Here is a 22,211-nt window from a genome sequence, read left to right on the forward strand (position 1 = left end):
CCGAGCCGCCCCGGCCGCGGTTGTTAGCCTGCGCGTCCGAGCGGTGTACGCGAAGGAGAACTCCCCATGGCACGCCCCCGTATCGCGCTGGTCACCCGTCGGCCGCGGCCGGAGCACGACACCGACCTGCCGGTCCTCGCCGAGGCCGTCGGCGCCGCAGGAGGTGACGTGCGCGTCGTCGGGTGGGACGACCCGGACGTCGACTGGTCCGGCTTCGACCTCGCGGTGATCAGGTCCACGTGGGACTACAGCTGGCGCACCGGCGAGTACGTGGCGTGGGCGGAGCGGTGCGCCTCGCTCACGCGGCTCGCCAACCCCGCGGACGTCGTGCGGTGGAACACCGACAAGCGGTACGTGGGCGAGCTGGCCGATGGCGGGGTGCCCGTCGTGCCGACGTACTACCGTGCGCCCGGCGAGAGCGCGGAACTGCCGCGCATCGAGGGCGAGTTCGTCGTCAAGCCCACCTCGGGCGCCGGTTCGCGGTACGCCGGCCGGTACCGCGCGGACGAGCGGGAAGCGGCGCGGGCGCACATCGCCCATCTGCACGAGGAGGGCTTCACCGCCATGGTGCAGCCCTACATGACCCGGATCGACGTCACCGGCGAGCGCGCCCTCGTCTTCGTCGGCGGCCAGTTCCTGCACGCCATACGGAAGGGCGCGGTCCTCGCGCCCGGCACCGCGTACGACGACACCAAGGTGCCCCACCCCGACCTGCGCCCCTGGGAGCCCACCGCGGCCGAACTCGACGTCGCCGAGCGGGCCCTCGCGGCCGTGCCGGGCTCGCCCGAGCTGCTCTACGCGCGCGTGGACCTGGTGGACGGCGCCGACGGCGACCCCCGCGTCATGGAGCTCGAACTCGTCGAGCCCAACCTCTTCCTCGGCCTCCACCCCGGCTCGCCGTCCCGCGTCGCCGAACTGATCGTGAAGACCGCGTACCTGTGCTAGTCCCGGACCCCCACCCGCTGCAGCAGCCCCCACGTGAACTCCGCCGCGCAGGACCGCCGTTCGCCCCGCGCGTCCGGCGCCTCGAACAGGAGGCCCCAGCGGGTGGGGGCGGTGCCCTCCATGGGGCGGGCCGGGGCGAAGGCGCGGGCCGCCTCGTCGACCGTGCAGGACCACGGCGCGAGGTCCTCGACCGTACGCAGCCGGGGAGCGGGCGCGCCGGGAGCGCGCACCAGCCACTCGTTCCACACCGCCCCGTTCGGCGCGAGCAGGACCTCGAAGCGCAGCTCGGGCCAGAGCGGGACCGGCCAGAGCAGCGCCTCGCACTCCAGGTCGCCGATGGTGCGGCGGGTCCGCCGCTCAGGGGTGCCGAGCGCCGAACGGTAGCGGGACGCGGCACCCCGGGAGCGCGGTGAGCGCGACATCGCCTGCCAGCGGCGGTTGGCCTCGCGCATCTCGGCGATGGAGACGCCGAGGTCGCGGCGGGCGTCGTCCACGAGGTCGGCGTTGTGGTCGGCCATCCTGCGCAACAGGACGAGCTGGAAGTCCAGTGCGCCGAACGGGGCGGAGGCACGGGAAGGGCTAGCGGGCATGCACCCCATCGTCGCGCACCGCGCGCCCGCCGGGGCGGCGGCCGTCGGGGAGGAACAGCACCGAGTTCACGTACCGCGGGCGTCTGGGCGTGAGTACCCGGCGCAGCAGGCCCTGCGCGACGACGTACGACGTGCCGGACTGGTGGGCCTCCAGGTCGAAGGAGGCCAGCGGCAGCCACGTGTCGCGCGGCAGGACCCAGCCCCGGTAGCCGTGGTGGCCGGTGAGCAGCTCCACGATCGGGGCGATCGGCTGGATGCGTGACTCCAGCTCGATGAAGAGCGCCGGGCGGTCGCGGGCGATCAGCTCCCGCGCGCCCCGCAGCACCCGCAGCTCGTTGCCGTCCACGTCGATCTTGATGAAGTGGACGTCCCGCAGGCCGAGGCCGTCCAGGGTCAGGCACGGCACGTCGACGGCGCTCTCGTGGATGTCGCGCCGGACCAGCGACGACACGCCCCGCTCGCCCCGGTCCCCGGGCGGCAGCCAGAGCCGGGCCGTGCCCGGCCGGTCCGTCGCCGCGGCCTGGACCACCCGGACGTTGCGGGGCGTGCTGGCGGCGAGCAGCCGCGCCAGGTGCGGCACCGGCTCGACGGTCACCACGCGCCGTGCGCGCGGGGCGAGCCGGCGCGACCACGGCCCGTACCAGCCGCCGACGTCCACGGCGGTGCCGCAGTCCGGCGGGCAGAGGTCGGCGAGGCGGGCCAGCTCGGGCTCGAAGCGGGGGTAGACCAGCCGGGCCAGGGCGGCGATCAGGCGGTCGGGGACGTAGGGCGCCACGCGGGCGGCGAAGGTCATGCGCTCTCCCTCGTCACGGGGACATTCGCTTGATGAGCTGCTCGTGCTCGTCCTCCGGGACCTGCTCGCCGGAGGAGGGCAGCAGCTGCGGGATGCCGTCCACGACCGGATAGCGGCGGCGCAGCCGCGGGTTGTACAGCGACTCCTCCGGTACGAGGGGTGCCTCCGGGGGCAGCAGGTGCAGCGGGCCCTTGTCCAGCGGGCACGCGAGGATCTTCAGCAGCGGGTCGTCGGGGTTCATCCGCTGGTCAACTCCTTGGGGGCGGTGGCGGGTCGGGGAGCGGTGTCGTCGTGTTTCGGCATGGCGAGGAGCACGGAGACGGCGAGGACCGTGCCGGTGATCCGCAGGGCGAGGCGCACCGGCTCGTGCGGCAGCGCCTCGCCGAACGCGAGCGTCCCGAGCACCGCGGTGAACAGCGACGTCACCGTCGTGCACACCGGCACGATCAGCGACGCCCGGCAGCGCTGCAGGGCCGCCTGCGACATGACCAGGCCGAACGCGCCGGTGAACAGCAGCAGATAGGGGTAGGGCGAGCGCAGCAGGTCGCCGAGCGCGCCGCCGATGTCCTGTGTCGTCAGGTAGCTGGAGACGCCCTTGATGGCCAGCGAGCTCACCCCGTACAGCAGACCCACCGCGACGCCGTACTCGACGCCCGCCGTCGGCATCCGGTGCCGGTGCTTGGAGCGGCGCTCCGCGGAGCCGTACAGCCAGACGCCCGCCGCGAGCGAGGGCAGGCAGACCGTGAGGATCAGCGGCACGGGGGCGCTGCGGCTGACCGTGTCGGCGTCCTCGCTGAGCGAGAGGACGACCATGAGCAGCGCGATCAGGATGCCGCCGACCGCGTACCGCTCCCGGCCCGAGGTCCGCTCGCCGAGCAGCACCGAGGAGAGGAGCAGGAGCAGGACGAGGCCCGAGACGAAGATGCCCTGCGCGGCGGCGATCGGCAGGGTGCGGTACACGGCGAGCTGGGCGCCGAAGCCCGCCGCGAGGGAGAGCGAGCCGCCGATCCACAGCGGGCTGCCGAGCACCTGCCGCAGGAGCTTCGCGGGGTTGCGGACGCTGACCGCCTGCATGGCGGTCAGCGCCTTCTTCTCCAGCACGAATCCGGTGCTGTAGAGCAGGTTCGCGAACAGCGCCGCGGCCACGCCCCACCACACGGGCCTCAGACCTTTCGGGCGTGCAGCAGGAGGATCGAGGCGGCACCGGGCACGGCGCAGGCAAGGCGGTCCAGGGCGCGCAGCGGACGCGGTACGCCGTGGAAGGGCGCGCCGGAAAGGCGCACCACCTCGAATCCGGCGGCCGTGACGAACTCCCGCAGGGCGCGGGCCGTGTACAGCCGCAGGTGCCCCACGACCTCCTTGCCCGGGCGGCCGTGGATGGCGCGCAGGCTCACCTCGGAGAAGACGGGCTGGACACCGGCGAGGAGCAGCCCGCGGTTGTACCAGGCGGCGAGGTTGGGGGTGGAGAGCATGAGGTGGCCGCCCGGCGCCAGGACCCTTCTGAGCTCGTCGAGGGCGCTGTCCGGGTCGACGAGGTGCTCGATGACCTCGCTGAACAGCACGGCGTCGGCCGCACCGGCCGCGAACGGCAGCCCACCGTCGCCGAGTTCGCCCCGCACGGCGTACGGGAGGCGGGCGTGCGCGCGCCGCAGGGCGTCCTGCGACCAGTCCACGCCGATGACGCGGTGGCCCGCCAGGAGCGGCGCCGCGGTCGCCGCGGCCGTGCCGTCGCCGCAGCCGATGTCGAGGACCGTGGCGGTGCGGGAGGTGGCGGGACCGAGGGCGGCGGCGAGGATGCGGGCCTGGCGGAGGCTGCGGGCGTCGCCCGAGGCGACGGGTACGGCCGGGTCCTCGTAGAAGTCCCGGAGCCCCGCGGGGCGCTCGGGCCCGGTGGTCGAGGTGGGCGCGGTGGTCACGTGGGCTCCCCGTGGGTCCTGTGGGGTTCGGTGTGTTCCGTCGCATGGAGGTAGCGCTCGAAGAGGTCGCGCAGGTGTGCGCCGTCACCGTGGCTGAGCAGCGTCTTCGACCAGCGCAGGGCCAGGTGCAGACGGCCCGCCGTGGACGCGGTGGTCACGGTGAGGCCGCGGGGCAGGCGGGCCGGCGCGGAGAACCACACGGCGTGCGCGCGGCCCGCGTCGCCGAAGTCGAGGGCGTACGGCACGCGGCCGATGTTGCTCAGGAGCGTGGTCGACGTCCAGGGCGCGGCGGCTCTGCGCAGGCCGCGGGTGACGGCGGCCCTGACGGTGACGGGGAGGACGGGGGCGGTCAGGAGGGCGGCGCCGTGGCCCAGTTGGGGGCGGGGGAGGGCCTTGAGGGCGCGGGTGCGGTCGGAGGTGCGGCGCAGGAGGTCGTGGATCGCCTCCGGGGTCCAGTCGCGCATGGCCAACTCTGCCGCGTCGAACGGCACTTCCACCAGGCGTGTGCCGTTGCCGATCGGCATGGTGGCATCGCGCGGGCGGTCGTCGACGGGCATCGTGATGCGGAACGGGCGGGGGCGCGCGCCGTGTTCGTGGTTCCAGTGCGCGATCATCAGCGCCGTCGCGACCATGAGCTGGTCGTTGACGGTGAAGGGCGAGCCCTTGGGGCGGCGGGGGACCGGCAGCTCGGCCACGAGCATGCCGTTGCCCGGGGACGGCTCGGGGGCGCCCCGGGCGACCCGCGCCGGGGGTGTCCAGCCGGAGGGGGCGTCGGGCGGGGGCTGAGGGGTGGAGCCGGGCGCGGAGCCGGGTGTGGTGGGGGTGGGCGTACGGGGCGGGGGCGCGGCCGGGGAGTTGTCCCGGCCGCCGTAGAGCTCCGCGGCGGTGGCCAGGACACGGAGGCAGGCGGGGCCGTCCAGGGCGGTGTGGTTGATGGTGAGGAGGAGGACGGAGCCGGTGGGGGGTGCGGTGGGCTGCTCCCGGCTTTCGGTGGTGGGGGTGCGGTGCTCCGTCTGTGGGGTGCCGGGCCGTTCCCGGCCTTCCGCGGTGGGTGGGCAAGGGGGGTGCGCCACCACCTCCAGGCGGATGGGCGGGGAGAGGGCGAGTGGGGGTGCCTCGGCCAGTGCGCGTTCTCGCGCTCGTTTCAGGGCGTCCGGGGCTGGGGGCGTGAAGGTCACCACCTCCGTGTCGGGGGTGTCGGTCAGTTCCCACTCGTAGCGGCGGCGGTACCAGGGGCCCCGCGCCTCGCGCATCAGGATGCGGGGGTGGCGGCGCAGGGCCTCGGTGAAGGCCGCCCTGAGCCGGTCCGGGTCCGGGGTGCCGGGCAGGTGCACCTCGATGTGCACCGTCTCCGGCTCCTCCTCCTGGAGGCAGTGCCGGGAGACCTCGTCGACGACGGGGAACGGCACGCGGTCCTGCGGCCGTGCGGGGCCGCCCGGCCGCCGCGCGGGGTGTTCCAGTGCGGTCATCGCTGGGTGCCTTCTCCTGTCGTGGGCGGTCGCCTGCGCCGCGGGAAGCGCACGGTCCTGCCGTCCGGTGGCGCGGGCTCCGGCTGGGCCGAGGCGGGGCCCCGGGCCGATACGGTCGGGCCCGCGTCGTGGTGGGACGCTTCGGGCGGGGTGTCCGGGTCGCGCTTGCGGCGGGGCAGGGGCGGCGTCGCGGGGTCGGGATCGGGGCCGGGCGCGTACGGCGGGGGGCCCGCCGGGCCGTACTCCAACGTATCCGCGGTGCGTGGTGGTGTCTCCCGTACGGACACCAGTGCCGCGAACAGCGCGATGAGGGCCAGGAGTTGGGCCGGTCGGCCGAACGCCCCCTCGTCGGCGGCGACGGCTTCACCCGCGCCCGTGGCCGCCGCGATGCCCGCCCCGGTCATCGCCAGGAACGCGAGCGGCACCAGGAGCGCGTGGCGCCGCCGGGCGAGGAGCGCGAGGGCGGGAACAAGGAGGGCGAAGAGGCCCGCGACGACCGCGGCCACCAGCGTGAGCGCCACCGTGCCCAGGATCAGGCCGGGGGCGGGCGGTGCGGGGGAGGGGGCCTCGTGGTTCCGCTCGCGGCGCCACAGCACGGCCAGGGCGATCAGCGCGAGGACGCCGACACCGGCCAGGATCAGCCCGATCTCGTAGATCTGCGAGGGCTCGTAGCTCAGCTTGACCGTGCCGCCCTCGCCCTGCGGCACGAGCCAGCCCTGCTGCCAGCCGTCGAGCCGTACCGAGGTCAGCTCCTTGCCGTTGAGCGTGGCCTTCCAGCCGTCGTTCACGTTCTCGTACGTCGTGAGGTACGAGGCCGCGCCCGAGCCGACCGAGAGCTCGCGGCGGTCGCCGAGCCAGTCCTTGACCTTCAGTTCGCGCGACGCGGTGTCGGGTGCGTCCGGTGTGCCGAGGGTCAGCGACGCGTCCATGACGGCGAGAGGACCCGCGTCGCCCGTCTCCACGCTGTGCGCCCCGGCGTCGAGCCGGACCTCGGGGTCCTTGTCGCCGCGTTGGCAGAGCGTGACGTCGACCGGGCGCCGGTCGGTGAGGTCCCGGACCTTGCCCTTGGCGCTCGTCTCGTACAGCTCGCCGTCGATCGACATCACCGGGCCCTGCCCGCAGGGCAGCGAGAAGCGCTCGTCGGCCGCGGGCTGCGGCGTGCGGTACTTGTCGAGCGCGGGGATGTACACCTCGGTGAGGCCCACGGGCAGTTGGAGGTCGCTGTCCGCGACCGGGTTGTGCACCGTCAGCGGAGCGGTCTCCGTGATGGTGATGTCCATCCGGTCAGTGGTGATCGGGGTGAAGCGGGCCTGGCCGTTCTCGTCGACGCCCGCGGTCGCCGCGCCGTCCGGCGAGCTGATCTCGATCTTCACGGGGCGGGTGGACAGGCCGCCCGCCGCGGGCAGCACGATCTCTCCCACCGGCTGCTTGTCCGGCCACTTTAGGTGGATCACCGGGCGGTCGGTGGAGCCCGCGATCCATCCCGTGGTCAGATCACCGTCCGTGAGGTTGCGCGGCGACAGGCCGGTGCCGAGCTTCGCCGTGGCGTCCGCGGTGGCGATGATCTGCTGCTCCTGCTCCGGGGCGACCTTGTAGAGCAGTTCGTCCAGTTCGGCGCCCGGCACGGCCACCGCGCTCGCCTTGAACGTGTACGCGCCGTCGCCCGTCGTCGTGAAGCGGCGGTGCAGGCCCGCCTCGGAGTTCACCGGCGAGAGGGCGCTCGGGTCGCTGGAGCGGTGCATCGAGTAGGTCTTCGCGGCGGCGTCCGTGGACTTCTCGGCGTCCGTGGGGAGTTGGAGGAGCTTGGTGACGCGCACGTCGGGGATGCTGATCTCCGCGAAGCCCGCGCCCGTCAGGCCGGGGCGCGCCTCCTGGGTGTCCAGGATCGTGATCCTGATCCACTCGGTGGCGCCCGCACGGGCCATGATCCGCTGGGCCATGCCGTTCGGCTGCAGGTTGCTGGTGACGCTGCCCCGCTCCGTCTCCACGCGCACCCGGGTGGGCGCGGCCCGCACGCCGTCCTGCGGCAGCGGCGTGACGCGGAAGGAGGCCGGGACCTGGACCTCGGAGTGGAACTCCGCCTTGATCCACTCGCCGTCCGCCGTATCGGCGTTGCCCTCGGCCCAGGCCGTCGCCGGGTTCCCGTCGAAGGCGTTCACCGGGTCGTACTGCGGCAGGTGGAAGAGCCAGTTGCCGTAGCTGGACGCCGAGACCGACCTGGCGCCGCGCAACTCCGCCGTCGTCTGGTGCTCGATCCCCTTGGTCGGCAGGATCTGGTGCGGCTTCTTGCCCGCGTCCTGCTGCGCGTCGACCGCGTTCCGCTCGTCGCGCGTGTACGTGTACGAGGTGTTGGTGTTGACCAGGCCGAAGCGGGTGTCGGCGCGGCGCAGGCCGTCGCCGACCGCCTGCAGGCCGGGAGCCCCGACGCCCGGATGGTTGTCGCCGGTCAGGACGGTCGGGCGGTCCCGCATCGTCGGGTCGGCGGAGAGCGGGAGCAGCGACTCCGGGCCGCCGCTGACGACCGCCGTGTTGGAGACCGGCTTCAGGCCCGCCTGGCCGGGGCGCTCGGCGCCCTTGCCCGGAGCGTAGATCTCCACCGCGCGCTGGCGCGGGTAGAGCCCCTCGATCTGGAGCGGGGTGCCGTGGTGGATCGTTCCGTCGGTCGTGATCGGGCCGAGGCCCGTCACCCGGCTGAAGCCCGACTCCTCCAGGGTGCGCTTGACCGTCGCGGACGGGACGTGGCCGACCTGGTCGGGGTCGAGGTCGTTGCGTACGACGACGTAGTAGAGCCCGGCGCGCGTCAAGTAGTCGCGCAGGCCCGGAACTTGGCCGCCGGTCATCAGCGCCTGCTCGACCGCGTCCATCGCGCGGCGGTTGCCCGGGGTGCCGAACGGCACGTAGTCGCGCTGCGCCCAGCGCGAGTCGGCGAGCACGTCCAGGGGCTGGTCGATGGGCGAGCCCCAGGTGTAGATGCCGTGCGCGGTCGCCGGGACGACGAGGGCACGGGAGTCGGGGGAGTACTTCTCCAGCCAGTCGGACGTCGCCTGCCAGTACGTCGGCAGCTTCTTGAACGAACCGGGCTGCAGGATCGAGCCGTTGAGGTACGGCCACGCCAGGCCGGGCAGCACGAGGACCGCGGCGACCAGCGGCGCGTACCGCCTGCCGCGCACCGGCCGCGCGCCGCGCGTCTGGGCGGCCACGCCCACCAGGTGCATCAGGCCGAAGGCGAGGGCGAGGGCCAGGCCCGTCTGGAACTTGTAGATGTTGCGGAAGGGGACGAGGCCGCCGTTCAGCCAGGACTGGACGGCCCCGTGGAACGGCGCCCCGAACGCCCCGCCGTACCCGGCGAGCGTCACCAGGACGACGGAGAGGACGGTCAGGACCAGCCAGCGCCGCTCCGGCAGATCGCGCCGGGCGAGGCCCGCGAGACCGAGGGCCGCGCCGAGCGCCGAGCAGACGACGGCCACGACGGCCGTCGCCACCGTCCATCCGGCCGGCAGCCAGGCCTCGCCGAAGTGCAGGTACGCGACCCAGTTGCCGGCGCCGCGCAGGGTCTCCGTCGCCGACATCGTGCCCGTCGTGGTGGCCGCGTTCTCCACGTACGGCAGGAAGTTCTCGCCGTAGATGCCGAGCATCAGCAGCGGCACGACCCACCAGGCGGTGGCCAGGACGACGCCCGGCACCCACCAGGTGATCAGCTTCCGCTTGCGCGGGCCGTTCGGCCTGGAGAGGAGATACAGGCCCACGGGCAGCAGCGAGGCGAGCGTCGCCGCCGCGTTCACGCCGCCCATGAACGGGATGATCAGCGCCGAGCGGCACGCGGCCAGGCGCGCGCTGATCCGCTCGTCGGTCAGCGGAAGCAGCACCCACGGCAGCACCGCGCCGGGCAGCGCGGCCGCCGACGTCGACCCGACCACGATGGTGAACGTCGGCCACAGCGCGTACACCACCGCGCCCAGGAGCCTGCTGTGGCGGCTGCCGATGCCGAGGCGCTCGGCGAGGCGCAGGGCACCCCAGAAGGCCGCCGCCACGATCAGCGAGAGCCAGAGCCGCTCGGCCGCCCACACCGGCAGGTGCACGAGCTTCGCCAGGCCGTAGAACGGCAGCATCGGGAAGGCGTAGCCGACGTACTGGTCCTGGATCCCGCCGAAGCCGCCCCGGTCGTGCCACAGCTGGCCCAGGTCGGAGAGGAACTGCCAGGGGTCGACGGAGACACCGAGCTTGGTGTCGAACGTCATCCGCCCCGGCCGCACCGCGAGGAACGCCACGAACACCACGGCCCAGAACCCCAGCAACCAGCGCCGCGAGCGCGGCCCCCGCGAGGGTTCAGGGGCATCGGTCGTGGGTCTAACGGCCGCCGGGGGTGGGGCCTGGACCGTGGTCATGGACACCGCCTGAGGATGAGGAGGAGGTTCCAGGTCGCGACCTCGCGCACACCCGGCACTTTGGTGATCGCCCCGGCCAGGAACGGCCAGTAGCGGGAGCGCGCCGAGACGACCTGCACGTCGGTGCGCTCCCGCACCTGGCGCAGGGTCGTGCCGACGTGGTGCGCGAAGAGGTTCTCGCCGAGCGTGTGCTTCGCGGCCCTCCCGGTGCGCCGTTCGTAGCGGGCGCGGGCCCGCCCGGCGCCCAGGTAGTGCCAGGGCGCCCACTCGTGGCCGCCCCACGGGGAGTACCAGTTGGTGAACGAGACGTAGATCAGGCCGCCGGGTCCGGTCACCCGGACCATCTCGCTGAGGAACGTCTGCGGGTCGTCGACGTGCTCCAGGACGTTCGAGGAGAACGTGACGTCGGCGACGCCGTCCGCGAGGGGCAGCAGGTACCCGTCGGCCACCACCGCCCCCTCGGGCGGCTTGGCCCCCAGCTCGGCCGGATCCGGCTCGAAGAGGAAGCACTGCGCGCCGCGCCGCCGGAACTCCTCGGTGAAGTAACCGCCCCCGCCGCCGATGTCGACGACGACCCGGCCCTCGACCGGGCCGTACGCCTCGACCTGGTCGGCGGCGTCGCGGGCGAGGAGCGTGTAGCACCGTTCGGGCTCCTGCTGCTCGCGCAGGAAGGCCCGGAACAGGGTGGCGGAACGGCGCAGAGACGGGTCCTTCACGCAGACCCCTGGGGTATCGGGGGACCCGGAGCCGCCAGGTGCGCGGCGGCCGCCTCGGCCGCCACCGCCTGGAACTGCCGCACCGTGTTGCCCCAGCGGAACTGGGTGGCCCGCTCACCGGCGGCCTTGCCGAGGGATCTGCGGCGCTCGGCGCTGAGGGCCAGCGTGCACCAGGCGGCGGCGAAGGAACTCTCGCCCCGCGCGAGCAGGCCCGTCACGCCGTCCTCGACGGAGTCGCGCACGCCCGGGACGTCGAAGCCGATCGAGGGCGTCGAGCGCGTGGCCGCCTCGGTGATGACGAGCCCCCAGCCCTCGACGGCGGACGGATGGAGCAGCATCCAGGCCTCACAGAGCAGCCGGTGCTTCTCCGCCTCGGAGACATGGCCCTTGAACTCGACGCCGGGACCGGCCAGTTGCTCCAGTCTCCGGCGCTCGGGGCCGTCGCCCACGATCACGAGCCGGCCGCCCGTGACGGGTCTGACGCGCTCCCACAGGCGCAGCAGCAGGTCGATCCGCTTGTACTCGACGAGCCGGCCCATCGCCAGGAAGAGCGGCTCGTCGGAGCGGGCGTGCAGCGGCCCCGGTTCCTCGACGCCGTTGTGCACGATCCGGATGCGTTCGCGCTCGACGCCGATGCCCCGCAGCGCGGCGGCCGTCGACGGCGAGACGGCCACGAGGAGGTTGCCGCGCTGCGCTCCGGACAGGGCCCAGTGTTCGAGCCGCCGGCCGAGCCGGGCGGCCGGGGCGAGCGCGCCGTGGAAGCGCATGCCCCACAGGTCGGTGTGGACGTGGTTGACCAGGCAGAGGGTGGGCCCGCGGTGCCACAGCGGCGCCAGGTACGGCATGCCGTTGCAGACCTCGACGAGCAGGTCGCAGTCGCCGATCTGCCGGGCGAACGCGGCGCGCGCCCGCAGGTAGTGGCCCTTGTCGCTGCCCGCGGAGACCACGCGGTAGTCGCGGTAGGCGGCGGGTCCGCCGCACAGCAGGGTGACTTGGTGGCCCTGTTTGCTGAGTCCGTCGGCGAGCCGGTCGACGAGGAGTTCGGATCCGCCCGCGGCTGGGTTGCCGAGGTCGCGGTGGGCGAGGAAGACGATCCGGCGCGGGTGTGGGGGAGGCGCCGGAAGACGCTCCGCGCGGCGTGGAGCGGCCGCGCGCAGCGAGGACGGTACGTGCTGGGGCATGCGTGCTCCAACTCGTCTCAGGGTGCGGAACTGTGGGGGGTCCGGTCGGGAGGAACGGTGCGGCTGGGTTCTGCTGGATCCTGCTGGGTGGAGCGGGGCGATGCGGGGTGGCGCGAGGTGGTACGGGGTGGAGCGGGTGGTGCGGGCCGGGTCGCGGAGCCGTGGGGAGGCTCGCGCGGGCGTGCTGGGCCCGGCCTGTGCGGGGCGGTGCTGCGGGTGGTGCGGGCCGTGCGGCTGGTGCGGGACGGTGCTCGGACGGCGCGGGAACTGTGCGCGGGTGGGGTGGACAGTGTTCGCCGCCCCGTACCGCGCGGCTACTCACCGAAGTGACAATTTCCGGGCTTTCGGGAGCTGACACCTCATCACATCGTGGTCGGTTGCAGGGCGGTCGGCGACGTCCCAGGATTCGGACTCCCGGGCTCCGCCGGTTTACCCGGCCTTCCCGGACCGTTTGCCCCGTCGCCACGGCGTCCTCGCGCGAGGAGTACGGATCCGGCCACCGCGAGCACCCCGCCGAGCACCGCCGCGGCGACCGGAAGCGTCTCGCCGACCAGCTCCAGGCGGCCGCTGTCGTCGTCGGCGAGCTTCACCTGCTCCTTCTGCGTGGCGGGCGTGAACGCGATCCGCTCGCTGTCGAGCAGCACCGTCGAGTCCTTGTCGGAGCCCGGCGCGCGCAGCGTCTTGCGGGGGCCGATGGCGGCGTAGACGATCCGGCCGGTGCGCTGGTCGGCGACGAGCTCGATGCCGTGGTTGGCGTAGTACTCGTCCGCGATCACCTGGCTCTTCTTCGGCTGACCGACCATCCGCCCCGGCACCTGACGCGTGCCGGTCCTGGTGGCCTTCACGGTGGCCGTGAAGCGGTAGCCCTCGTACCCCTGGATCTTCTTCGTGCCCCGGTAGGTCAGCGGCACCGTCGCGCCCAGCGTGCTGTCCCACCAGCGGTAGGACCGCTTCTCCACGTCGAAGGGGAACTTGAGGTACGCCTCGCCCTCGAAGTACGGCTCCTCGCCGCAGCAGTGCACCGGCGCGTTCGTCTTCCGGTCGGTGACCCAGCGCTCCACCGTCCACTGGAGCGAGTCGTGCGGGTCGGCCGCGGGCAGCGACCTGTCCGGGTCCACGGACGTGGACACGTCCCAGACGGCCCGCCCGCTGTCCTCGCTGTCCTCGACGTCGCCGCGTACCTGCCGGGTGATGGTGAGGTCCTTGTCGTGGACGGTCTTGATCTTCTCGGTGTCGAAGTAACTCCCCTTGCCCTTGAAGACGCTGATGGTGTCGATGTCCACGGGCGTGCGTTTCGCGCGCGGCTCCACGTACCAGGCGAGCATCGGTGCGAGGACCAGGAGAAACGCGCCGAGCCCGAGAAGGACCAGCGACAGAGGAGAGGCGGTGCGGCGCATGAGGTCACTCCTGGGCTGAGGGCGGGAGAGTGTTACCGAGCCGTATGGGCCGGGAACCGTAAGCGCACCCTTGACGAAGTGTCAATGCATTGCAGAGACTGGGCACTTGCCGGGCTGGGCCGGTAAAGGCTGTGCGACCAGGGCATTGCGGCCGGAGCCGCTCGACCTGGCCGAGGGACTGCGTGACCAGGGTGGGGACGACCTCCGACAGAGAGGCTGACCCTCGCAATGCACCGACTGCTCGCCGCTTCACTGACCGTCGCCGCCGGCGCGCTCCTCGCCGTGGGCGCCGCGCTCGGCATCGTCGCGCTCCTGGACGCCACACCGGATCAGCCCAACACCCCGCTGGTGCATTACGAGACGCCGGCGCGGGGACAGTGAGCGACCGTGGCCGCGATTGACATCCAGCCCGCCGAGACCGCCGTCGCCCCCGACCCCATGACCACCGACGAGGACCCGGACCGCCCCGCGGCCCGCTCCGCCTGGCTCGACGTGCCGCCCCCGCAGGTGCGGCGGTTCGCCGCGCTCGCCCTGGCGGAGGTCCCCGCGCTCGCCCAGGACATCCTGCGCGAGATCCGCGCCGAGTACCCCGGACTCCCCGTCGTCCTCGACGAGTCGGGCGAGCCGATGGCCCTGATCGGCATCCGCCGCGCCCTGGAGGGCTTCGTCCAGCAGCTCGCGTCCCAGGAGCGGCCGCGCTACCACCTGGAGGTCTTCCAGGAGTTCGGCCGCGGCGAGGGCCTGCACGGCCGCACCCTCGACTCGCTCCAGGCGATCTACCGCCTCGGGGTGCGCCTCGCCTGGCGGCGGCTCGCCGAGATCGGCCAGCAGATCGAGATCCCGCCCCCGGCCATGTACGAACTCGCCGAGTCGGGCTTCGAGTACCTGGACGGCCTCGTCGACCAGTCCGTACGCGGATACGCGGAGGCGGCGGCGCGCGAGGCGGGCGAACGGCTGCGCCTGCAACGGAAGTTGATGGAGCTGCTGCTGGCGGAGCGGCGCACCGACACCGCCTCCGGCGCGCCGCACGGCGCCGGTTCCGGGCCCTCCCCGGCCACCGGGCACGCGGCCTTCGGCAACGGCCTCGGCGAACGCGCCGCCCGCGTCGGCTGGCAGCTGCCCGAACGCGTCGCCGTCGGCGTCCTCCTGCGTCCCGCGCGCGAGGCCGTCGCACCCGCCGTGGGGCAGGGCGTCCTCCTCGACATGGAGGCCGAACAGCCCCGCATGGTGGTGCCCGACCCCGACGCGGCAGGCCGCCCCGAACTCCTGCGCCGGGCCATGACCGGCTGGTCGGGCGCCATCGGCCCGCCCGTGCCCCTGGTCGACGCGGCGAAGTCGCTGCGCTGGGCGGAGGCCGCGGTACGCCTGATGGAGCGCGGCCTGCTGCCCTCCGGCGAGGTCCTGCACTGCACGGAGCACACCGAGGCGCTGGTGCTCCTGCAGCCCGAGGAGCTCATCGAGGACCTGGCCCGCCGCTGCCTGGCCCCGCTGGACCACTGCGGCCCCGCCCACGGGCGCCGCCTCGCCGAGACCCTGCTCGCCTGGCTGGAAACCCGCGGCGGCGCCCCCGAGGTGGCGGCCCGCCTGGGCGTCCACCCCCAGACCGTGCGCTACCGCCTACGCCAGATCAGGGAACTCTGGGGTGACGAGATTGACGACCCGGACCGCCGGTTCGAACTGGAACTGGTGCTGCGGGCCCGCCGGTTGCGGGGTCTCCTGGGCAGGGTCTGACGGCCGGGCGCGACCGGACCTTTCGATTCCGCACACAACTTTCACAGCGTCGACTTCCGCTGTCGCGGATCCGGCACCTAGCCTCCATGCCTCATGGACTACTGCCACCCGTGCCGCAGGCACCTCAACGGCGCCCTCGCCTGCCCCGGGTGCGGAACCCCGGCCGAAGCGGGCCGGGAGCGTGTGCGGGCGGTCGCCGCGCCCTCGCCGGAAGAAGCGGACGCCGACGGCGGCGCGTACGAGGAGTCGTCCCCGCGCGGCCGCCGCAAGGAGCGCAGCCGCAGGGCGCACCGGCGCAGGCGCCGCAAGGTCCTCTTCGTCACGGCGGGCCTGGCGCTGGCGGCGGGCGGCCTGAGCCTCGCGGAACTCGGCACGGAGGGCGCCTCCGAGAGCCCCACCGCGTCCTCGTCCGTCCCCGAAGCGGACGCGCCCGCGCAGGCGTCCTCCACGGGCTCCGCGAGCCCGGACGCGGCCGCGGGCGGCGCCGCCGTGGTGGAGGACGCGTCGGCGACGTCGCCGGCGCCGTCCCGCCGAGCGGGGGAGGACCGGCACCGGGACGAGAACGACGGCGACACGGCGCGCACCACCGACGAAGGCGCCGACACCCCCGCCCTCCCGGCCTCGAACGCCCCGACACTCCCGCGCAACACCCCCACCCCACCCCGCCCCACACCCCCAGCCACACCACCCCACCCCAAACCAACAACGCCCCCCGAGCCAACCCCCACGAACCCCTGCGACCGCTTCCTGTGGTGGTGCACGTAACCCACCCCGATACTCACCGAGCCCTCCGGACACCCCAGGGGCGCGGGGAACTGCGCGACCAGCCCCAACGAACCCGCACCCGAATCCCCCGCCCGCCCCGGAGGGGCGAACCTCACACCTCGCCCAGCATCCTCCGCAGGAGCCCCCGCAAAGCGACCCGCTCCTCCCGCGACAACTCAGCCAACGGCTCCCGCGCAAAGCGGAGCGACTCCCGCAGCCCGCGGGCGACCTCGACGCCCTCGTCCGTCACCGCCGCCAGCTTCACGCGCCGGTCCCCCGCGTCCGCCCGCCGCTCGACGAGCCCCCGTGCCTCCAGCCGGTCCACGATCCCCGTGATGTTCGACGGCTCGCACTTCAGCTTCTGCGCGATGCGGCGCATGGGCATAGGTTCGAGGGAGAGCAGTCCCAGTACCCGTGCCTGCGCGCCGGTCAGCGCGTGCCCGGCGGCGGCCTCCTCGTACTCCTCGTGGTAGCGGGCCACGACCGAGCCGATGAGCTCGACGACTTCGAGCGTCAGCGGGTCGGCGCGGGGAGTGCGGGCACGGGAGTTACTGGTGGCCATGCTCACCAGGCTACCCGTTTACTTGACATCATGAAATATTCAGGAGCATGGTTGTTTCACAGCCTGAAGCATTTCCCGCATTTCCCGCATTGATCCGCATGCAGTAGGAGGACGCCCCCATGACCGTCACCCCCGAGCAGCTCCCCTCCACCGGCCGCGAATGGCACCTCGTGCGGCGCCCGTCCGGCTGGCCGGTCCCGGAGGACTTCGCGCTGCGCGAGGCCCCCGTTGAGGCCCCGGCCGAGGGCCGCGTCCTGGTCCGCAACCTGTACTTCTCCGTGGACCCGTACATGCGGGGCCGGATGAACGACGTGAAGTCGTACGTCCCGCCGTTCCAGCTCGACCGCCCCATGGAGGGCGGCGCGGTCGGCGAGGTCATCGCGTCGAACGCCGACGGCTTCGCGGTGGGCGACCACGTCCTGCACTTCGCGGGCTGGCGCGAGTACGCCTCGGTCCCCGCCCAGCACGCCACCAAGGTGGACGCGCAGGCCGCGCCGCTCTCCGCGTACCTCGGCGTGCTCGGCATGACGGGCCTGACCGCGTACGCGGGGCTGCTCGAAGTGGCCTCCTTCAAGGAGGGCGACGCCGTCTTCGTCTCCGGCGCGGCCGGTGCCGTCGGCGGCCAGGTCGGCCAGATCGCCAAGCTGAAGGGCGCCTCGCGCGTCATCGGTTCGGCGGGGTCGGAGGAGAAGGTCAAGCTGCTCGTCGAGGAGTACGGCTTCGACGCGGCCTTCAACTACAAGGACGACAAGCCGGTCGCGGAGCAGCTCAAGGAGGCCGCCCCCGACGGCATCGACGTCTACTTCGACAACGTCGGCGGCGAGCACCTGGAGGCCGCCATCAGCCGTCTGAACGTGCACGGCCGCGCCACCATCTGCGGCATGATCGCGGGCTACAACGACAAGGAGCCGACCCCGGCCCCGCGCAACCTCGCCCTGGTCATCGGCAAGCGCCTGCGCCTGCAGGGCATGCTCGTGCAAGACCACAGCGGCCTCCAGCCCGAGTTCGTGCGCGAGGTCGGCGGCTGGATCCGCTCCGGCGAGCTCAAGTACCGCGAGACGGTCGTCGAGGGCGTGGAGAACGGCGTGGACGCCTTCCTCGGCATGCTCCGCGGCGAGAACACCGGAAAGATGATCGTCTCCCTCGGCTGAGACGCCCGCCGGGTGTCTTCCGGTATCCGATAACCTAATTCCACGAACCGTGGTTGTGGGCGCGCACCACGTCACATCTCAGGAGGAACAGACCCTTATGTCCATCCAGAAGATCGACGTCAAGTACACCGCCGTCGCCACCGCGGAGAACGGCCGCGACGGCCGTGTGGCCAGCGACGACGGCAAGCTCGACGTCGTCGTGAACCCGCCGAAGGAGATGGGCGGCAGCGGCGCGGGCACCAACCCCGAGCAGCTCTTCGCGGCCGGCTACAGCGCCTGCTTCCAGGGCGCCCTCGGCGTGGTCGCCCGCAAGGAGAACGCCGACATCTCCGGCTCGACCGTGACCGCCCACGTCGGCATCGGCCAGAACGAGTCCGGCGGCTTCGGCCTGGAGGTGCGGATCACCGCCTCCATCCCGAACGTGGACGCGGCCACCGCGCAGTCCCTGGTCGAGAAGGCGCACCAGGTGTGCCCGTACTCGAACGCCACGCGCGGCAACATCAAGGTCGAGCTCGCGGTCGCCTGACCCGCTCGCCGTACGACGGAGGGCCGCACCCCGGCGGGGGTGCGGCCCTCCGTCGTGAACCGGCCGGTCCCGGACCATCAGTCCGTGGCGAGCGGTCAGCCCGTGGCGAGCGCCGCCTCGTGCACCACCCGCGCCAGGCGCTCGTTCTCGGGCGCCGACCCGCCCGGGAAGGCGTACCGCCGCCGGGTGTAGCCGTAGGCGAGCCCGCTGCTGGGGTCGGCGAACGCCTGCGAGCCGCCCGCGCCGCTGTGCCCGATGGAGCCCGCGCCCAGGAACGGGAACAGCACGTCGGACGTGGCCTGGAAGCCGACCGCGAAGACCTTGTGCGCCCGCGACACCAGGTCGTACCCGACCGACTGGACCTGGCCGAACTCGGCCACGGTGTCCGGCGTCAGGAGCGGCTCGCGCCCCTCGACGCCGGTGACCGCCGCCGCGTACATCCCGGCCAGACCGCGCGCGGAGGCCACACCGCCGACCGACGCGGGGCCCTTGGCGCGCACCGGGCGGGAGTTGGGCAGCGATTCGAGGTCGGTGGGCTCGGCCCCGTGGCGGTTGAAGGCGATGGAGGTCAGGCTCCGCGGGCCGGTCGCCGCCGTCGCGAGGAGCGCCTCCTGCTCGGGCGTCGGGTCCATCGGCAGGACGGAGTGGAAGCGCCCCTCGTGCTCCTCGGGCAGACCGAGGAAGAAGTCGAGGCCGTGCGGGGCGCGCACCCGCTCCTCGTACAGCTCCTGCAGGGTCCGGCCGGTGGCGCGGAACACCACCTCGCCGGTGAGCGCCCCGATGACCAGGGCGTGGTAGCCGAAGGCGGTGCCGGGCCGCCAGTGCGGGCGCTGCCCGGCCAGCCGCGCGGCGATCGCCCGGTCGTCGGTGAGCTCCGCGAGGGAGAAGCCGCCGCCGACGCCCACGACGCCCACCCGGTGCGCGAGCAGCTCGCGCAGGGTTACCGCGCCCTTGCCCTCGGCGGCGAACTCGGGCCAGTAGTGGGCGACCTCGCGGTCCAGGTCGAGCGTGCCGTCCTGGACGAGGAGGGCGACGACGAGGTGGGCCGCGCCCTTGGTGGACGAGTACACGCCGTACAGGGTGGAGGCGTCCGTGTCGGGTCCCACCCACAGGTCGACGACCTTGCGGCCCTTGACGTACGCGGCCAGCTGCCCGGCGTAGTGGGGGTCCTCGGCGGCGAGGACGGCGGTGAACTCGTCGCGCACGGCCTCGTAGCCGTCGGCGACGGTGCCCTGCACCTTGATCTCACGGGTCATGCGGGATGGCCTCCGGGGCGTGTTGGGTTGATCGGTACCTGATCAACGGCCACGCCCCGGTGAGTCATTCCCGGCGACTGCTCGGCCGGGCCCGTACGACGTCCGTCCCGGCTACCGGCCGACGCTCAACAGCGCCCGCCCGACCTGCGGGAACGCCCCCTTGGGGTGGTCGCGGAAGAGCGGCTCGGTGCCGAAGAGGACCACGTCCGTGCGCCCGGCCGACCCGCTGACGACCGAGGCGCGGCCCGCGGCGTCCGATGGCCCGCCGCCGTTCTCCAGTGCCCGCCAGTGCCCCGAGACCAGCGGGTCGCCGGTGCCGTACGTCTGCTCCACCCGCACCCCGGAGCCGAGGCCGGTGAACCACATCGGCGCGTAGACGAAGCTGTGGTCCGGCGCTCCGCCGGTGACCGCGCCGCCCGCATTGGCCACCCGCACCACGCCGTTGGCGTCACCGTTGCCCTTGACGGGATCGACGGCGAGCAGCTCGGCCGCGGTGTTCAGCGCGGCGCCGGCCGCTCCCCGCCCCACCAGGCCGCCGCCCCCGGCGAAGAACCGGTCGAGCCCGGCCCTGGCCGCCGGGTCCAGCTTGCCGCGGTCGAGTCCGGCCGACACGAAGAGCGCGTCCGTCCTCCGCCAGTCGAAGCCGGAGTTGAGCACGGCGGTCGAGACGGGCGTCACGTCGAAGTTCATCTCCCGCAGCGCGAACAGCTCCCCGGGCGTGACGGCCGCGGCGACCCGCGTGCGGTGCAGGGCGACGCCGCCCTTCGCCTTCGTGGCGTCGAAGGCCACGTCGTACTTCTCCGCGGCGGCGGTCGCGGCACGGCGTGCGGAGGCGGGCAGGATCGCGCTCCCGTCGCGGTCGCGGTGTACGGAAACGCCCTGTGCCAGAAGGGAGTTGAGGGCGGCGATCTCGCGCGGGTCGTCGAGACGCAGCCGCAGCTTCCCCTGGGGCGCCACGTACCCGACGCGGGCCGCGGCGTGCACCGCGCGCACGTGCGCGCCCCGCGGATCACCATGCGGCACGGCGTCCACGCGCGCACCCCACAGCCGCCCGAGGCTCCACCCCGAGATGTCGTACATGGTCGACACCTTGCCGCTGATGTCCCGCCCGTCGGCCAGCATCACGTTGGCCAGGCCCCGCTTCGGCTGGTGCATGTCGACGACGTACGAGCCCTTCGGGTACGTCCGCCCGCCGAGCCGGAAGCCGTGGCTCGCGCGCCCGACGCGTACGTCGTTGGCGAGGAGATGGTCCACGAGCCGTTCCGCGGCGGACGCCGAGTGGCGCCCGCGGCCGCCCGGAATCACGTACGCACGCGGGAAGTCCGTCGTGTAGACGTCCTCCGGGCCGATCCCGGGCACCCCCGGCACGGTCTCCTCGGACACCGGCACCTGCTCGGCGCCCGTCGCGCCCCGCCGGAAGACCTCGATCTGGTCGGCGATCAGCGAGCGGCGGTGGCGGTCGGTGTGGTCGAGGGTGGCGCGCATCGCGGCGCCCGCGATGTCGACGTTGATCGCGGCCCTGCGGCGCAGTTCCGCGACCGGCCGCGTCTCGTACTCCTCGTTGTTCACCTGCATCGGGAACTCGATGGTGTGCGTGGCGACCGCGCCGTGGAAGGGCAGGTACTGCGGGGTGAAGATCGGCGGCCAGTCGTCCCAGCCCTCCTGCCGGTCGCGGAAGGGGATGACGGGAGGCTTCACGCCGTCCTTCTCCTCGGTGTACCCGAGGCGCTCGATGGCGGCCTCCATGCCGAGGGCGTTGGCGTAGGAGTTCTTGAGGAAGAGGTCGTACTCGTAGTTCTCGCCGTGCGGGGGAGTGGTCGGCTCGATCAGGGTGCCGTTCACGTACCCGTGCAGGTCGATCATGACCGCGGGCTGCTTGGTCACGGCGATCTGCCGGACCGCGCGGGTCTCGGGCTGCGAGGCGGTGATGAAGTCGCGGTTGAGGTCGAAGCCGTTGGCGTTCGCGCGGGTGCCCGCGATGCGGCCGTCGGGGTTCGTGGTGATGTTGAAGTAGAGGCGGTTGTGCGCGAGCAGCTCCGCGCTCCGCGCGTCCTTCGCGCCCGCCAGCCTCTCGATGAGCTTCAGGGCGGCGTCGGTGCCCTCCCACTCGTTGCCGTGGATGTTGTTGTTGATGAACACCGGCGTCTTGTAGGAGGACTTGATCGTCTCGTCCACGGCGGCCGCGCCCGGCTCGTTCTCGATGCGCTCGCGCATCCGCTCCTGCCGGGCCGTCTCGCGCGCGGACTCCGGAGCGGTGACGGTCACGAGATAGAGCTGGTGCCCGCCCGCTGACCGGCCCGCGATCTCCACGCTGACGCGGTCACCGACGCGCTGCAGGGCATTCAGCTTCGGGGCTATGCCGTGGTACGGCGTCAGCCCCAGCTTTATCGACTTGTCGGCCGGATTCTCCGGAGGTACGGCGAGCTCGCGCTCGCGCGGATACCCGCGGCCCTTGTCGGCGCCCGGCCCCGGGGCCCCCGTGTCCCGGAGGGCGCGGACGGCGGCCGCCGCCGGGGCCCCGGACGCCCGCCCGGCGTCGAGCGGCGCGCCCTCGCGGACCACCGGGCGCGGCGTCGGGTCCGCGCTCGCGCTGCCCGGGGCGAGCGCGGTGAGGAGCAGCGCGCCCCCGGCCACGGCGGCGAGCGCGACGGATCGTGCGGAAGGGAGCGATACGGGTCCTGACGGCCGGGACATGCCCATGCGTACCTCCGGGAGATCGGTAAGCGAGGTCTTACCGGCTCAACTCCCGTACAACAAGAGGGCCTTGTGCCCCAGCCGTGACAGACCCGGTGATCAGCGGAGACAGACCCCCGCCCACCTGCGGCTAA

19 protein-coding genes are annotated in these 22,211 nt (G+C 73.4%); 6 read left to right on the plus strand and 13 right to left on the minus strand.

What is annotated here, in order from left to right:
- Positions 1–66: 66 nt before the first annotated feature.
- A complete protein-coding gene (locus ACZ69I_RS02505) occupies positions 67–945 on the plus strand; it encodes an ATP-grasp domain-containing protein (protein WP_470830172.1) in 879 nt (292 codons plus the stop codon).
- Here ACZ69I_RS02505 and ACZ69I_RS02510 read toward each other — a convergent pair.
- From ACZ69I_RS02510 to pgfA, 10 genes are all read right to left on the minus strand, one after another.
- Positions 942–1,544 (minus strand): hypothetical protein, encoded by a 603-nt coding sequence (locus ACZ69I_RS02510; RefSeq protein ID WP_470830174.1) that lies wholly within the window; start codon positions 1,542–1,544, stop codon positions 942–944. The two genes, ACZ69I_RS02505 and ACZ69I_RS02510, sit on opposite strands and share 4 nt — an antisense overlap.
- Complete coding sequence (locus ACZ69I_RS02515; protein ID WP_467668842.1) at positions 1,525–2,328, minus strand: FkbM family methyltransferase; 804 nt, start codon at positions 2,326–2,328, stop codon at positions 1,525–1,527. The genes ACZ69I_RS02510 and ACZ69I_RS02515 overlap by 20 nt, the downstream gene beginning before the upstream one ends.
- A 13-nt stretch (positions 2,329–2,341) precedes the next feature.
- Positions 2,342–2,569: a Trm112 family protein gene (locus ACZ69I_RS02520; RefSeq protein WP_467668840.1), complete on the minus strand. Its 228-nt coding sequence runs from the start codon at positions 2,567–2,569 to the stop codon at positions 2,342–2,344.
- Positions 2,566–3,474, minus strand: a complete 909-nt coding sequence (locus ACZ69I_RS02525; protein ID WP_470830643.1) for a hypothetical protein — start codon at positions 3,472–3,474, stop codon at positions 2,566–2,568. Before ACZ69I_RS02525 ends, ACZ69I_RS02520 begins: the two co-directional genes overlap by 4 nt.
- A 17-nt stretch (positions 3,475–3,491) precedes the next feature.
- A complete protein-coding gene (locus ACZ69I_RS02530; protein ID WP_470830176.1) occupies positions 3,492–4,244 on the minus strand; it encodes a class I SAM-dependent methyltransferase in 753 nt (250 codons plus the stop codon).
- Positions 4,241–5,713 (minus strand): condensation protein, encoded by a 1,473-nt coding sequence (locus ACZ69I_RS02535; RefSeq protein ID WP_470830178.1) that lies wholly within the window; start codon positions 5,711–5,713, stop codon positions 4,241–4,243. The genes ACZ69I_RS02530 and ACZ69I_RS02535 overlap by 4 nt, the downstream gene beginning before the upstream one ends.
- Positions 5,710–10,098: an alpha-(1->3)-arabinofuranosyltransferase gene (locus ACZ69I_RS02540; RefSeq protein ID WP_470830644.1), complete on the minus strand. Its 4,389-nt coding sequence runs from the start codon at positions 10,096–10,098 to the stop codon at positions 5,710–5,712. The genes ACZ69I_RS02535 and ACZ69I_RS02540 overlap by 4 nt, the downstream gene beginning before the upstream one ends.
- The gene (locus ACZ69I_RS02545) at positions 10,095–10,814 is read right to left on the minus strand and encodes a class I SAM-dependent methyltransferase (protein WP_470830179.1); all 720 of its coding nucleotides are present in this window, start codon (positions 10,812–10,814) and stop codon (positions 10,095–10,097) included. The genes ACZ69I_RS02540 and ACZ69I_RS02545 overlap by 4 nt, the downstream gene beginning before the upstream one ends.
- Positions 10,811–11,995, minus strand: coding sequence for a glycosyltransferase family 4 protein (locus ACZ69I_RS02550; RefSeq protein WP_470830180.1), 1,185 nt, complete (start codon positions 11,993–11,995; stop codon positions 10,811–10,813). Before ACZ69I_RS02550 ends, ACZ69I_RS02545 begins: the two co-directional genes overlap by 4 nt.
- A 362-nt stretch (positions 11,996–12,357) precedes the next feature.
- Complete coding sequence (pgfA, locus tag ACZ69I_RS02555) at positions 12,358–13,392, minus strand: cell envelope lipid trafficking protein PgfA (RefSeq protein ID WP_467668831.1); 1,035 nt, start codon at positions 13,390–13,392, stop codon at positions 12,358–12,360.
- A gap of 228 nt (positions 13,393–13,620) precedes the next feature.
- On the opposite strand from pgfA, the gene ACZ69I_RS02560 reads away from it, so the two are divergent.
- The 3 genes from ACZ69I_RS02560 to ACZ69I_RS02570 all read left to right on the plus strand — a co-directional run bounded on the left by ACZ69I_RS02560 (position 13,621) and on the right by ACZ69I_RS02570 (position 15,888).
- Positions 13,621–13,773 (plus strand): hypothetical protein, encoded by a 153-nt coding sequence (locus ACZ69I_RS02560; protein ID WP_361714866.1) that lies wholly within the window; start codon positions 13,621–13,623, stop codon positions 13,771–13,773.
- A gap of 57 nt (positions 13,774–13,830) precedes the next feature.
- Positions 13,831–15,123, plus strand: coding sequence for a PucR-like N-terminal domain-containing protein (locus ACZ69I_RS02565; protein ID WP_467670769.1), 1,293 nt, complete (start codon positions 13,831–13,833; stop codon positions 15,121–15,123).
- A 93-nt stretch (positions 15,124–15,216) separates the two neighbouring features.
- Complete coding sequence (locus tag ACZ69I_RS02570) at positions 15,217–15,888, plus strand: SCO2400 family protein (RefSeq protein ID WP_470830182.1); 672 nt, start codon at positions 15,217–15,219, stop codon at positions 15,886–15,888.
- Positions 15,889–16,000: 112 nt separating this feature from the next.
- Here the strand turns inward: ACZ69I_RS02570 and ACZ69I_RS02575 are convergent, their stop codons facing one another.
- A complete protein-coding gene (locus tag ACZ69I_RS02575) occupies positions 16,001–16,450 on the minus strand; it encodes a MarR family winged helix-turn-helix transcriptional regulator (RefSeq protein WP_470830184.1) in 450 nt (149 codons plus the stop codon).
- 119 nt (positions 16,451–16,569) lie between these two features.
- Here ACZ69I_RS02575 and ACZ69I_RS02580 point away from each other — a divergent pair, with 119 nt between their 5' ends.
- Complete coding sequence (locus ACZ69I_RS02580) at positions 16,570–17,601, plus strand: NADP-dependent oxidoreductase (RefSeq protein ID WP_470830186.1); 1,032 nt, start codon at positions 16,570–16,572, stop codon at positions 17,599–17,601.
- Positions 17,602–17,698: 97 nt separating this feature from the next.
- Positions 17,699–18,127, plus strand: a complete 429-nt coding sequence (locus tag ACZ69I_RS02585; RefSeq protein WP_467668822.1) for an organic hydroperoxide resistance protein — start codon at positions 17,699–17,701, stop codon at positions 18,125–18,127.
- 95 nt (positions 18,128–18,222) lie between these two features.
- Here the strand turns inward: ACZ69I_RS02585 and ACZ69I_RS02590 are convergent, their stop codons facing one another.
- Positions 18,223–19,383, minus strand: a complete 1,161-nt coding sequence (locus ACZ69I_RS02590; RefSeq protein ID WP_470830188.1) for a serine hydrolase domain-containing protein — start codon at positions 19,381–19,383, stop codon at positions 18,223–18,225.
- Between the two features lie 111 nt (positions 19,384–19,494).
- Positions 19,495–22,083, minus strand: coding sequence for a M14 family zinc carboxypeptidase (locus tag ACZ69I_RS02595; RefSeq protein ID WP_470830190.1), 2,589 nt, complete (start codon positions 22,081–22,083; stop codon positions 19,495–19,497).
- Between the last annotated feature and the right edge of the window lie 128 nt (positions 22,084–22,211).

The sequence above is a fragment of the Streptomyces sp. NPDC036815 genome, from assembly GCF_055609205.1.

What these genes read in the sequence shown, in the direction of transcription:
- ACZ69I_RS02505 (WP_470830172.1), top strand. Translation starts at nt 67, where the DNA reads ATGGCACGCCCCCGTATCGCGCTGGTCACCCGTCGGCCGCGGCCGGAG.
- ACZ69I_RS02510 (WP_470830174.1), bottom strand. Translation starts at nt 1,544, where the DNA reads ATGGGGTGCATGCCCGCTAGCCCTTCCCGTGCCTCCGCCCCGTTCGGC.
- ACZ69I_RS02515 (WP_467668842.1), bottom strand. Translation starts at nt 2,328, where the DNA reads ATGACCTTCGCCGCCCGCGTGGCGCCCTACGTCCCCGACCGCCTGATC.
- ACZ69I_RS02520 (WP_467668840.1), bottom strand. Translation starts at nt 2,569, where the DNA reads ATGAACCCCGACGACCCGCTGCTGAAGATCCTCGCGTGCCCGCTGGAC.
- ACZ69I_RS02535 (WP_470830178.1), bottom strand. Translation starts at nt 5,713, where the DNA reads ATGACCGCACTGGAACACCCCGCGCGGCGGCCGGGCGGCCCCGCACGG.
- ACZ69I_RS02540 (WP_470830644.1), bottom strand. Translation starts at nt 10,098, where the DNA reads ATGACCACGGTCCAGGCCCCACCCCCGGCGGCCGTTAGACCCACGACC.
- ACZ69I_RS02550 (WP_470830180.1), bottom strand. Translation starts at nt 11,995, where the DNA reads ATGCCCCAGCACGTACCGTCCTCGCTGCGCGCGGCCGCTCCACGCCGC.
- pgfA (WP_467668831.1), bottom strand. Translation starts at nt 13,392, where the DNA reads ATGCGCCGCACCGCCTCTCCTCTGTCGCTGGTCCTTCTCGGGCTCGGC.
- ACZ69I_RS02560 (WP_361714866.1), top strand. Translation starts at nt 13,621, where the DNA reads ATGCACCGACTGCTCGCCGCTTCACTGACCGTCGCCGCCGGCGCGCTC.
- ACZ69I_RS02565 (WP_467670769.1), top strand. Translation starts at nt 13,831, where the DNA reads ATGACCACCGACGAGGACCCGGACCGCCCCGCGGCCCGCTCCGCCTGG.
- ACZ69I_RS02570 (WP_470830182.1), top strand. Translation starts at nt 15,217, where the DNA reads ATGGACTACTGCCACCCGTGCCGCAGGCACCTCAACGGCGCCCTCGCC.
- ACZ69I_RS02575 (WP_470830184.1), bottom strand. Translation starts at nt 16,450, where the DNA reads ATGGCCACCAGTAACTCCCGTGCCCGCACTCCCCGCGCCGACCCGCTG.
- ACZ69I_RS02580 (WP_470830186.1), top strand. Translation starts at nt 16,570, where the DNA reads ATGACCGTCACCCCCGAGCAGCTCCCCTCCACCGGCCGCGAATGGCAC.
- ACZ69I_RS02585 (WP_467668822.1), top strand. Translation starts at nt 17,699, where the DNA reads ATGTCCATCCAGAAGATCGACGTCAAGTACACCGCCGTCGCCACCGCG.
- ACZ69I_RS02590 (WP_470830188.1), bottom strand. Translation starts at nt 19,383, where the DNA reads ATGACCCGTGAGATCAAGGTGCAGGGCACCGTCGCCGACGGCTACGAG.
- ACZ69I_RS02595 (WP_470830190.1), bottom strand. Translation starts at nt 22,083, where the DNA reads ATGGGCATGTCCCGGCCGTCAGGACCCGTATCGCTCCCTTCCGCACGA.